This window comes from Denitrificimonas caeni, from assembly GCF_027498055.1.
Lineage (GTDB): Bacteria > Pseudomonadota > Gammaproteobacteria > Pseudomonadales > Pseudomonadaceae > Denitrificimonas.
In genome coordinates, this window is record NZ_CP114976.1 from 218,720 (window position 1) to 230,854 (window position 12,135).

The 12,135-nt window shown below is 47.3% G+C and carries 13 protein-coding genes; 2 read left to right on the plus strand and 11 right to left on the minus strand.

What is annotated here, in order from left to right; translation table 11 throughout:
• Position 1: 1 nt before the first annotated feature.
• The gene (gene pyrE, locus O6P33_RS01120; RefSeq protein ID WP_269818420.1) at positions 2-643 is read right to left on the minus strand and encodes an orotate phosphoribosyltransferase; all 642 of its coding nucleotides are present in this window, start codon (positions 641-643) and stop codon (positions 2-4) included.
• An 81-nt stretch (positions 644-724) separates the two neighbouring features.
• Here pyrE and O6P33_RS01125 point away from each other — a divergent pair, with 81 nt between their 5' ends.
• Positions 725-1,504, plus strand: a complete 780-nt coding sequence (locus O6P33_RS01125; protein WP_269818421.1) for an exodeoxyribonuclease III — start codon at positions 725-727, stop codon at positions 1,502-1,504.
• Between the two features lie 60 nt (positions 1,505-1,564).
• Here the strand turns inward: O6P33_RS01125 and O6P33_RS01130 are convergent, their stop codons facing one another.
• Entirely contained in the window at positions 1,565-1,939 is a 375-nt protein-coding gene (locus tag O6P33_RS01130; protein ID WP_420094972.1) for a DUF4870 domain-containing protein, read from the minus strand.
• A 27-nt stretch (positions 1,940-1,966) separates the two neighbouring features.
• A complete protein-coding gene (gene rph, locus O6P33_RS01135; protein WP_269818423.1) occupies positions 1,967-2,692 on the minus strand; it encodes a ribonuclease PH in 726 nt (241 codons plus the stop codon).
• Between the two features lie 136 nt (positions 2,693-2,828).
• On the opposite strand from rph, the gene O6P33_RS01140 reads away from it, so the two are divergent.
• Complete coding sequence (locus tag O6P33_RS01140; RefSeq protein ID WP_269818424.1) at positions 2,829-3,692, plus strand: YicC/YloC family endoribonuclease; 864 nt, start codon at positions 2,829-2,831, stop codon at positions 3,690-3,692.
• Positions 3,693-3,853: 161 nt separating this feature from the next.
• Here the strand turns inward: O6P33_RS01140 and O6P33_RS01145 are convergent, their stop codons facing one another.
• The 8 genes from O6P33_RS01145 to O6P33_RS01180 form a co-directional block, all read right to left on the minus strand.
• Positions 3,854-4,003: a lmo0937 family membrane protein gene (locus O6P33_RS01145; RefSeq protein ID WP_269818425.1), complete on the minus strand. Its 150-nt coding sequence runs from the start codon at positions 4,001-4,003 to the stop codon at positions 3,854-3,856.
• A 225-nt stretch (positions 4,004-4,228) separates the two neighbouring features.
• Positions 4,229-4,426: a CsbD family protein gene (locus tag O6P33_RS01150; RefSeq protein WP_269818426.1), complete on the minus strand. Its 198-nt coding sequence runs from the start codon at positions 4,424-4,426 to the stop codon at positions 4,229-4,231.
• Positions 4,427-4,477: 51 nt separating this feature from the next.
• Positions 4,478-4,804 carry a BON domain-containing protein gene (locus O6P33_RS01155; RefSeq protein ID WP_420094950.1) on the minus strand — a complete coding sequence of 109 codons (327 nt, stop codon included), beginning with the start codon at positions 4,802-4,804 and terminating at the stop codon, positions 4,478-4,480.
• Positions 4,805-5,095: 291 nt separating this feature from the next.
• Positions 5,096-6,034: a hypothetical protein gene (locus tag O6P33_RS01160; protein WP_269818427.1), complete on the minus strand. Its 939-nt coding sequence runs from the start codon at positions 6,032-6,034 to the stop codon at positions 5,096-5,098.
• Positions 6,035-6,154: 120 nt separating this feature from the next.
• The gene (locus O6P33_RS01165; RefSeq protein ID WP_269818428.1) at positions 6,155-6,448 is read right to left on the minus strand and encodes a helix-turn-helix domain-containing protein; all 294 of its coding nucleotides are present in this window, start codon (positions 6,446-6,448) and stop codon (positions 6,155-6,157) included.
• Between the two features lie 203 nt (positions 6,449-6,651).
• Positions 6,652-9,795: a DUF3427 domain-containing protein gene (locus O6P33_RS01170; RefSeq protein WP_269818429.1), complete on the minus strand. Its 3,144-nt coding sequence runs from the start codon at positions 9,793-9,795 to the stop codon at positions 6,652-6,654.
• Positions 9,796-10,047: 252 nt separating this feature from the next.
• Positions 10,048-10,485 (minus strand): PACE efflux transporter, encoded by a 438-nt coding sequence (locus O6P33_RS01175; protein ID WP_269818430.1) that lies wholly within the window; start codon positions 10,483-10,485, stop codon positions 10,048-10,050.
• Between the two features lie 183 nt (positions 10,486-10,668).
• Positions 10,669-12,135 carry an FAD-binding domain-containing protein gene (locus tag O6P33_RS01180; RefSeq protein WP_269818431.1) on the minus strand — a complete coding sequence of 489 codons (1,467 nt, stop codon included), beginning with the start codon at positions 12,133-12,135 and terminating at the stop codon, positions 10,669-10,671.

Below are 12,135 nucleotides of genomic sequence, written 5' to 3' on the forward strand. Positions count from 1 at the left end.
ATTAAATGCCATAGTCTTCGCGGTAACGCTCGACTGCAGGTAAATACTGCTTTAATTCTGCACTTTCTGCCAAGTATTCTAGCACTTGTTGCAAAGATACAATGCTAATTACTGGCATATTGAAATCACGCTCCACTTCTTGAATTGCCGATAAAGCGCCTGTGCCACGCTCTTGCCGGTCTAAAGCAATTAGCACCCCAGCCGCCTGCGCACCTTGCGCTTGAATGATCTGCATCACTTCACGAATGGCCGTACCAGCGGTGATCACATCGTCAACAATAACCACATTACCGGCTAAAGGTGCCCCAACTAAAGTACCGCCTTCACCGTGATCTTTAGCTTCTTTACGATTAAAGCACCAGGGCATATCGCGCTGATGGTGCTCTGCTAAAGCAACAGCAGTGGTTGCCGCCAAAGGAATACCTTTATAAGCCGGGCCAAACACCACATCGTAAGATAAGCCACTGTCCATTAGCGCTTGCGCATAAAAGCGCCCCAACTTGGCCAACGCTAAACCTGAGTCAAACAGCCCCGCATTAAAAAAATAAGGACTTACTCGCCCCGACTTCAAGGTAAACTCACCAAAGCGCAAAACTCCACGCTCAAGTGCGAACTGAATAAACTCTCGTTGATATGCTTGCATAAAGGGTCCTTAACGCTTTGGGTTTAGCCAATTTAAAGTACATTCGGTATCATACACACACTTTTTTTATAAGGGCTATCCATGCGGGTTATTAGTATAAATGTGAACGGGGTTCACAATGCTATTGAACAAGGGCTATTTGACTGGCTGCATACACAAAATGCAGACGTCATTTGCCTGCAAGATACACGCGCCAGTGTGTATGAAATGGAAGCGCCTGAAATGCAGTTACATGGATATTTTTGCTATGCCTGCGATGCTGAGCAACCTGCGCAAGGCGGTGTTGCCATTTACACCCGCCTGCAACCCAAAGCTATTATAACCAGCTTAGGCTTTGAGGCGGCTGATCGCTACGGCCGTTATATTCAGGCGGACTTCGATAAAGTCAGTATCGCCAGTGTTTTTATGCCCTCGGGCCATAAAGATGAGCAAGAGCTCAACCAAAAATTCAAGTTTATGGATGACTTTGGCCGCCACTTGGATAAACAGCGGCGTAAGCGGCGCGACTATATCTACTGTGCTTCTTTGTATATTGCGCACAACAAGCTTGATGTCAAACATTGGCGCGACTGCCAGCAAGAAACTGGGTTTTTAACCCCAGAACGTGCTTGGATGGATGAAGTCATTGAAACGATGGGCTTTATCGATGCTCTGCGCGAAGTCAATCGAGAAGGCGAGCTGTATAGTTGGTGGGCTGATAGCGAACAAGCTGAGCTACTGAATTTAGGCTGGCGTTTTGACTACCAGCTTCTTACACAAGGGATGCGCCGTACCGTACGCAGCGCAAAACTTTCACGGCAGCCGCGTTTTTCTCAGCATGCCCCTTTTAGTGTTGATTACGACTGGGTTCTGTCTGTCTAAATACAGTGCTGAATAACCCCCGCATAGCCCAGCGGAGTTATTCAGCACCTCGCAGTCATTTTACTTAATAAAGCGAATAGTCATTGGATAACGGTAAGCCACACCGTCGTTGGCCTTAACACCAGCAATAATAGTAAAAACCAACCAGACCAGCCCCAACACCGGTAACAACAAAGCTCCGACTAAAGCAAAAATCAGGATAAAACACACCACAGCAGCAATTGCCACGGTGATCTGGAAGTTAACTGCTTCTTTACCGTTATATTCCACAAAAGGCCCTAGATCCTTTTTCAACTGCCACACCAGTAATGGGCCAATAATATTACCGAATGGAATCAAAAAAGCTGCAAAAGCGGCCAAATGGGTCAACATTGCCCATTGTTTCGCCTCTGCGCTAGGCCCCTCAGGGGAAAGAGGTGTTAGCTCATCCATTATCACTCTCCTATCGCTCTAATTTAAGCATTACTCGCTTTGTAGTGCTGCCTGCTGCAGCGCAAAAAGCTCACGTACACCTTTATCCGCTAAAGCCAACATGGCGTTAAGCTGCTCAGAACCAAAAGGTGCGCCTTCTGCAGTGCCTTGCACTTCGATAAAACCACCGGCATCGGTCATCACTACGTTCAGATCCGTTTCCGCAGTGGAATCTTCTGGATAGTCCAAATCTAGCACAGGCAAATCTTTATAAATACCAACAGAAACAGCAGCGATCATCTGCTTGAGCGGCGAACCGTTTTTCAGTAACTTGCGCTCTTTCATCACTTCCAACGCATCCACTAATGCAACCATCGCCCCTGTAATAGCTGCAGTGCGCGTTCCACCATCAGCCTGGATCACATCGCAGTCAACATATAAGGTATTTTCACCCATCTTGGTCATATCCAGCGCAGCGCGCAATGAGCGGCCAATCAAACGCTGAATCTCTAAAGTACGACCACCTTGCTTACCACTGCTGGCTTCACGACGGGTACGGCTGCCTGTTGCGCGCGGTAACATTCCGTACTCTGCGGTTAACCAACCTTGTCCCTGGCCTTTTAAAAAACGCGGTACGCCATTCTCTACACTCACGGTGCAAATCACTTTAGTGTTACCAAACTCAACTAAAACTGACCCTTCAGCATGGCAAGTAAAGTTACGGGTAATACGCACCTGACGCAGTTGATCGAGTTCGCGGCCACTAGGACGTGTCATTGAATATTCCTATTTTAAAATATGAATGAAGCATTATAGGGATAGAACATCCCGATAGCAGTATTGTAAACACAACCCATCGAAAAATTCGCTACAATTGGCGCAATATTCTTCCCCTTATATTTGGAGTTTTCTCATGGTGCATAGCATGACCGCATTCGCTCGTGTTGAGCAAAACGGTGTATATGGCACGCTCAGCTGGGAGTTGCGCTCAGTTAACCATCGCTATTTAGAACCGCACTTGCGCCTGCCCGATAACCTACGTGAAGTAGAAGGGCCGGTTCGTGAAGCTCTACGCAATGGTTTATCCCGCGGTAAAGTTGAGTGCACGCTGCGCTTAACCGAGTCATCCAGCGAGTCGGCCTTACAAGTTGATCATGCCCGCGCTCAGCAATTGATTCACGCCGCCGAGCAAATTGCTCAGCAAATCAAACAGCCAGCAGCACTCAACCCGCTCGAAGTGTTAGCTTGGCCCGGTGTACTCAGCACGCAATCCGTAGACAGCCAAGAATTAAATAGTGCGGCCGCCACTTTGTTTAGCCAGGCGCTGCAGCAGTTAAAAGAAAGCCGTGGCCGTGAAGGTGCAGACTTAGCCCGCCTCATCAGTGAGCGCTTAGATGCCATTCAAAACGAAACCAACGTGCTGCGCGAATTGGTACCAGAAATGCTGGAAGTTCAACGCCAGAAAATCCTCACCCGCTGCCAAGAGTTGCAAGTAGAAATCGACCCGCAGCGCCTTGAGCAAGAACTAGTCTTACTCGCGCAAAAGAGCGATGTCGCCGAAGAACTTGACCGCCTCACCACACACATCAGCGAAGTCCACCGCGTATTGAAAACCGGCGGAGCCATTGGTCGACGTTTGGATTTTCTCATGCAAGAGCTCAACCGCGAAGCCAACACCCTAGGCTCGAAAGCCATTGACCCACGCTCCACTCAAGCTGCAGTGAATATTAAGGTTTTAATTGAGCAAATGCGCGAGCAGGTGCAGAATATCGAATGATGTCGACACAAGCCCATAACAGTCTCACCAACCAATAAACTCAACATTTACCGCATTTATCAAGGCCGTAGCAGCCCACCACTGTCTTCAGCGAGGTGATGGGTAGCTGCTGACTTATCTACGGCGGTCACTGAAAAACTGACCGCCAAATGAGCTTACGGTTAAAACGGTTTGCGGCCGCTAATGACTCGTAATAAAACCATAATGACGGCAATTACGATAAGAATGTGGATAAGCCCGCCCATGGTGTAAGAGGAAACCAATCCTAAAACCCATAAGATGCCTAGTATTAATGCGATTGTGTATAACATAGCTCATATCCTTTCTTTGATGATTGTTAATGCAGCCTCCGCAGCCAGTACTGGGTTCACTGCAACTTTCATTAAGAGCTTTCGCGCATTCCTTGTGCGGGGCAATATATGATCTATTTGTAGCGCCTGCGCAATAACTTTTATAGGTTACTGCGCAGGGCTGAGTACTATAGAACAGCTAGGGTAACAGGGCTTAATCTATGCCCAAGCTGTTTACTGCCGAAGTTATAATTTGCGATTAAATTCAGCAATTTCTTCTTCAGCTTTTTCTTTAGTTAAGCCATAACGCTCTTGTAACTTACCGGCTAAATACTGACTATGGCCTTCAGCCACATCTAAGTCATCATCGGTGAGTTTGCCCCAGCGCACTTTTACTTGGCCTTTGAGTTGTTTCCACTTGCCTTCAAAAATATCAGTATTCATAAATCACCTTAAATTATCGTCAAAGTTATTATCGGTGTAGTGTTTAAACGTTTAGCGACTGGCTTTTAAACCGTCAGCTGCGACACCTTTAACACCTTTAACCTCCTTGGCTTTAGCGATCGCAAGGTCACGTTCAGCTGTCGTAGGTACCACTCCAGACAGCGCAACAACGCCATCCACAGTCTCTACTTTAATATCCAAGCCACCGATGTTGGTGTTGCTCAGAAAAACAGACTTCACTTTGCTAGTGATCCAGCTATCGGAGATAACTTCTTGGACTTCATCTACGGTTTGATTAGCCTGTGCGTATGTTATTGGCATGCCCAAAAGAGCAGTAAAAACAACAAGGCCAGCGTATTTACGAGTTAGAGTTTTCATTTTTATTACCTCTGTACAGGTGAAAAGATATAGATAGTTTTCTATCCGTGTACATAAGTGTGAGTCACTGCAGGAAGGCTTAGTTCAGTTCAGCTGACCAACGGTAACAACACTCTGGCTGAATCACCCGTTACTTAGAAAGCATAGTTATAAGAAAAGCGCTGTAAAGAAGATCACAGCGCATAAGATGCTATTAATTAACTGCCCTATACTGGCGTTTATACTATTAAAAGCAGGGGCATAGCTTGACGAGCACATGCTTAGGCTCACAATTACTAGAGTCTGCTCTTGCTAAACTGCAAAAACAAAGCTCGCTCTAAACAGCGGTTGCATCTTAACTGCTCTACTTGGGTCTTCTTGGCTATAAAAAGCACTTTTCCGATCCACAGTAACAAATCCCCAAAACTGTAAAAAACGCTTAATAAAACGCGACTTGATCAACGAGCTTAATAATTGCTCTGGTGAAAAATATTCTTCAATAGGCAATTGATCAAGTAAAGTCGGAAACGCACAAGCAACCTCTTCACTCAATCGATTCGCAGAACCATGACTCTGTAGCCGCCATAACATAAACAACCAAAACGTACGTAAATCAACCTGGTCATTCCAGCTATCAAGGTATGCCCAGTTGTACTGCTTAATAGCAACGCTGAGCATCGGCATAAAGAAAGCCTGCAAGCCCTGCTCTGCGTAGTGCTTTTGTGCCGCCTTCTTAACGTGGTAAGACCCACTTTTATGATAAATAATGCCTGCAAGCTCAGCCAAAACACGGGTGTAGTGCAAGGCATTAAACTTATCCTCGTTGCTACCCATATACTCGCTAATACTGGGCACCGTTTCGAACTCAGCCACAGCAAATTCAGGCAACAACGCAGACGCTTGCTTGACCAGTTTGGCTGGCAGATTACCTTTGGCCGTTGCTTTAAAAGAGCCGCCTTGCTGCATGGCTTCATCTAGTATCAAGGCTAAATAACGCATCACTGGGCTACCGGATAAATCGCTAGGCGTATTGATGGTGACATCAATTAACTCATCCAGCGGGGCATACAGCCAATTTTGCATCTGCGTAGATGTGAGGCCACAAAAATCAGCATGCGGCTGATGATTGCGCTGCTCTATTTTTCGCTGCGCGACAAGGTTTAATTCATCCAGGCTCAGGTTAGGGCTCATTGCTAGCACTTGAGCAATATCATCAGCCACCTGTGCAGACTGTTTTGCGATGCTATCCATGCAGCAGCACTTGTACTTTTTACCGCTGCCACAGGAGTAGGGATCGTTACGGCCTAATTTCATGTTGAATTACCCTACACTCTTTGTTTTTTACTCAACGGGGTCGAAATGTGCCCAGGCTTAAAACTCATCGGCTAACACCTCTACAATAGAGGTCGGTAAAGGAGCGCCCCGCTTGGGCGACTGAACTAGCTCATATAAACGCTGCAAATCATCCAGACTTTGCCAAAGCAGCAAAAGCTGTCGAAAAGAAACCTCTCCCGTCAGTTCAAACCTTTTAATGGTCGAGGCTGGTACAGTGCTGCGCTGTGCTAAAGCATCCCTCGATAGCTTGGCTTCTTCACGCAGTTTGCGCAAATGAGCAGCAAAGGCGCGCTGCACATCAGTGTCATCCAATAGTAAAAAGTTTGTCATAACCACAACCTGACGGACAACATGATGTCCATAATCGTCTAAAAATATACTTTTAGACTCTACAATGTCCATTTGAGATCTACTCACAGTTATCGCTGCTTGTTTTTCAACCTCTAAACCCAACTACAGCAATGCCATGTTGATACCTAACTTTACAACTCATCTGTAATGGTTGCCTTTAATAAAGCTGTAGCTCATGCATATCAGCCCACCGCTAGTTTCGCCGCTTGCTTCCACATAAAGTGCGGCATGGGCGTTTTTAGCTGCCATGTAATGCTCATGGGCTGGCTGCCGTGGTGCGATACATACTCGACTTCACCGAAGTTCACAAAACCAATGGTGCTAGCGTATTCATCTTTGCTTTGCTCACGGACAAATAAAAACATACGCTTACCCGTTTGCTTGTGCTGAATATAGCTCAACCCAGCACCTCGTTCTGGCCTAGAGCTGTTTTGCGACTGCCAATGGAACAACTGCTCATTAATTGCATAGTCGTGATACATAGTGGTCGGTGAAAATTGCTTTTCGTTTTTATTTAAGGTGACAAAAAACACATCAATATTTTGATCTTTGATAGGCAAGACACCTTCAAGAACCATCCTGCTGTAATCAAATGTTGTCACACCAAAGCCAGCCACGATTTGCTCACGGGTATAGCGCGCATGCACCTGCAGCGGATTATGCGGTACATCATCCAACGCAAACTGCTCGTAACGAATACGATTAATCAGCAAGGCCAAGACTTCAAGCAACTCTGTTTTAAGCTCTGGCTGATCTAATGCTTTAAGGCTTTGCGCCAGCGTGGCAAAGCCAAGCTTGTCCCCCGGCTTTTGCCAGAAATCGTAATGGCACATCACAGCCATGCGCGGATCCATCTGCTCAGTGAGCACAAAATCATTACCTGCCAACTCTTGTATAAACTGTAAATAAGCAAAACCATCACAGCTTAAAAGTTTATTTCTAATCGCGCTTTCGTACACTTTAATCAGCCCATCCTTGGCCGTAGTCATTGCTTGCTCGGGGAAAGCCTGTGCCACTAAACGCGTCCAACTGCCGCGTTTATAAATATCTTCCAGCTTTAAATTGGGATGTATTTTTAAGAAGTTCGTCAAGGTTAGGGGCAGATTTGAGTCTGATGGAAACTTGCGAATCAGGCCAATTAAACGGTTTAAATTAACCGTGGCTTGGCGGATATGACTCAGCACCATCTCTTGCGTGCGCTTGCTTAACTCAATCCGACAACCTAAGGGTGCATGCGGGAAGCCCTGCTCGATTTCATGACTAATCGCACGATTGGTTTGCCCTACTAGCGCTCTAAACTTCTGTGCAAAGTCATATTCAGGCCGTGAGTTACCGACAAAGTCCAAAACGGTGCAGCACTCTTTGCCATCAAATAAACGCAAGCCGCGTCCAAGTTGCTGCAGGAAGATGGTTAAGCTTTCTGTGGGACGCAAAAACAGCAGCGTATCCACTTCAGGGATATCCACACCTTCGTTGAAAATATCCACCACAAACAACACGTTGATCTGTCCCGAGCGTAGCGCCTGTTGTTTTTGCTGACGCTCATGGCTGTTATCGCTAGTCAGCACATCACTTTTGATGCCTTTCAGCACAAACTGCTGACACATAAAATCAGCATGGGCACGACTGACGCAGAACGCTAAGGCTTTAATACGGCCAATATCAGTGACAATTTCCTGCAAGCTCTGCAGGATTTTATTCACCCGCGCATGGTTGTGCGTATACAGATTGGTCAGCTGGGCAATGTCATAACGACCACGACTCCAAGGAATGTTGCGCAGATCGGTATCGTCATCAATGGCAAAGTATTGAAATGGACATAGATGGCGGCGATTAATGGCTTCCGGCAAACGTATTTCTGCTGCAATCACCCCGCCAAAATCCGCCAAAATATCACTGCCATCGTGACGTTCTGGGGTTGCGGTTAAGCCCAGTAAAATCGTCGGAGTAAAATACTCCAGCACGGCACGGTAACTGGCCGCGGCAATATGGTGCACCTCATCAATCACAATATAGTCGTAATAATCTGGGGTCAGCGTTAAGTCAGCCAACTGATTGTTCAGTGTCTGAATCGAGGCAAACAGCTGGCGATGGTGCTCAGGCTTGGCCCCGCCAACCCAAAGCTCACCAAAGTTACTGTTGCGTAACACACCACGATATGAGACTTGTGCTTGCTTAAGAATCTCTTGGCGATGGGCAACAAAGAGAAACTTAGCTTCAGGTTTATCACGCAAGAAACGCGCGAAGTCGAACGCCGAGATAAGGGTTTTACCGGTGCCTGTAGCTGCCACAACCAAGTTTCGATATCGCTGATGTAAATCGCGTTCGACTGCTAACTGTTCAAGGATTTCTTGCTGGTGTGGAAAAGGCTTTAAATCAAAGAAATAGGCCGTAGCTTCAGTGTAGCCACCGCGCGCCTCACGCAGTGCCGTGTTAAGTTTCTCCTTACTTTCAACCTTTCCGTCAAACACCTCAAAATCGTTCGAGGCCCAATAGGTTTCGAAGGTGCTCAGGGACTTTTCGATGATGTGCGGAATTTCTTGCGAAGTGATTTTAAGATTCCACTCCAAACCGCTGGTTAAGGCTGAGTGCGATAAATTTGAAGAGCCGATATAGCCGGTGTGAAAGCCGGTATTGCGCAAAAACAAATAGCTCTTGGCATGTAAACGCTCACGCTGGGTGTTGTAACTCAGCTTGATTTGCGTATTGGGTAATGAGGCTAAAAACTCAACCGCTTTGGCATCGGTCGCGCCCATATAAGAGGTGGTAATCACCTTAAGCTGACGGCCACTGCGAGTGAACTCTTCCAGTTCTTTACGGAAAATACGAATTCCCGTCCACTTGATAAAAGACACCAGCCAATAGATTTTGTCCGATGATAAAATCTCACGCTTGAGTTCTGTTTCTAAAGACAGTCCCGCATTGCTACCGCAAAACAACTCACTTTGCGTCAGACCAGTCAGCGGAAAAATATCTTCTACATATTTTTTTAGATCAGCCGCGACAGGATTTTCCAGCGTATATAAAGCGGTTAAGATTTTTCCTTGGCTATCGAGCAAGTTTTCATCGAAGAAGTCTTTATCGTCCATCTGCGCTTTGAGCCACAGCAGCAGCTGGTTGGCCAGATTAATTTGCTCTTGCAGCTGGTTATCGCCACTGGCCACCGAACCCACGGCAAACTCTAAAATGCCACTTAAAAAGCGCGACAGCCAGACTGAGGCCTCAGCCGACTCTAAGCTGCGCTCGCCGACATAGAACTTGTCGCGATTTAAACGTGACTCAACCAACTGGGTAATCAGCTGCTCATAAATCCCTATTTGTTGCATGCCTGAATCCTTAATCTATATGCTGGCTGAACTATAGGGTTTAGCGTCAGAGTTGTCTTGCTAACTCAATTAAAAGCTCACCTGTGACCTTAACAAACCACAAGCTATCGCCCTTTAATCTAAATTGTCTTTTGGCTCATGCAGTGAGCCAATTAGATGCACTACTAGTACTCATAACTACAGCAAGTAATACTGGATTCATTGCTATACCAGGACAAAATAGATTTTCAACGCAAAGTATTCAAACGTTTATTACCCTTCAGCCTCCAGCATATGCGGCAAGGTAAACACCTGATCAAACGCCAAAGTGAACAAAAAGGTGTACACCAAGAAAAACAGCAACAGCGCGGCTTCCATAGTCAGCGCTGTCCACATGCCAACGCCGTACCACAGCATATACACCGGCAAACAAAATACGAATAAACCGCCCTCAAAGCCAATCGCATGGGCAGTGCGGATTTTGACGGTGCGCGCTTGGATCTGCTTGCGCGCCTCCCAAGCTTCAAACAAGGTGTTGTAAATAAAGTTCCATACAACCGCTGCGGTCGAGACAATCACCGCCACCGGCAAGGATTGTTTGGCATCACCGCCACTGAGCGCCATTAGCACCAAGGTGGCAAAGACAATGCCCAATAGCTCAAACACACTGACGTACAGCAAACGACGTTTAATCGGACTTAAGGCAATCAATTAAAACTCCACAGAGCAGCATGCAGCTCTTAGATTAAGAGCCGGTCCGTCCCGGTCGAAAAAACAGATTGAGATGCAAGAAAAGAACGCTCCTTGCTGCAGAGCCACGGTTTCCGCCTGCGCCACGCATTCTAGCTGAAGCCAGCAAGCCTTTCAAAAAAGCACACCACACAAACACCATTATTAAGCGCTACCACTGGCAGCTAAACGCACATGACGCTTGAGTAAACGGTAGTTTTCACGCTGCACTTCAGGGCGTTCGCGCCAGCCCCATAAGAGCTCTTGCGCCTTGGCATAGCTGTGTTTGAGATCGACAATGGGCTGCGGATAATCCACGCCCAACTCAACGTTGTACATCAAGCATTCCATCGGCGAGAGCAGCCAAGGTTGATGAATCAGCGGCGCAGGAATGCTGGCCAACTCTGGCACCCATTGCCTTATAAAGCGGCCTTCGGGGTCTTTATCCTCACCTTGCTTGGCTGGGCTATAAATGCGGATGGTATTAATACCGGTGACGCCCGCTTGCATTTGAAACTGGGCAAAATGAATCCCCGGTTCAAAATCTAAAAATAAACGCGCCAAATGTTGCACGCCATGGCGCCAATCCACTTCTAAGTGATGGCATAAAAAGCTCACCAACATGGCACGCATGCGAAAGTTCAAATAGCCGGTGTGCTGCAAGCTGCGCATACAAGCATCCACCATCGGAATACCCGTTTGCCCTTGCTGCCACGCCAGCAAGCGTTGCTCAGCCAACTCACCGGTCACGCGCGGCAGTAAGTCATAACCGCTGTTGACCGGATAAAACTGCATATCACTTTGGCTTTCGAACTTTTGAATAAAATGACAATGCCAATGCAGGCGCGCACTAAACGCGACTAAACTGCGTTTCCAGCCGGGCGTCTGCCAATGCGCTAACAAGGTTTGATAGACCTGACGCAGACTAAGATTGCCCCAAGCTAAATAAGCAGATAAACGTGAGCAATGGGTTTGGCTTAGCTCTGGACTGGAAATCGAGCCAAAGTACTTTTTACCGCGCTGCTGGAAAAACGACGCTAACACAGCATGCGCCGCCTGCTCGCCGCCCTCTTGAAAGTTTGTATCACGCGCTGCGGGGTAATCGTTGACGCACTTAAAGTTGCTTAACTCAGTGGTCGCGCAAAACCAGTTCACCCGTGCCAAATCCACATCAGCCAAGGGTGCGCGCATCACTTTTTTCCAATGTGTATCCCAGTGATCGCGCTGTTTTAAGCCGCGCACCACCGCGGCATAGGGCGCTTCATGCCACAGCACAGCCTGCTGATCACACCAGGTTTGCACCGCTTGATCACGCGCAAAGGTGTTATCTAAGCCCACTTCTTGATGGGAAAACAGCTGAGCAATGCCAAAACGTTGATGCAACTGACTCAAGGTACTGAGCACGTCGTGCTTGATCACATACAAACTGCCCAGCGGTACACGTTGCTGAATATCTTGCAGCGACTCACGCACAAAGCGCCAATGCCGCGCTGAGTAATGCCTATCCTGCAACAACATGGGCTCAAAACAGTACAACAGCAGCACCGGTAAGCCAGTGGCGGCGGCGTCCAGCAAAGGTTGATGATCGCTCAGGCGCAAATCACGTTTGAGCCACACCACCGCCAGCGTCAT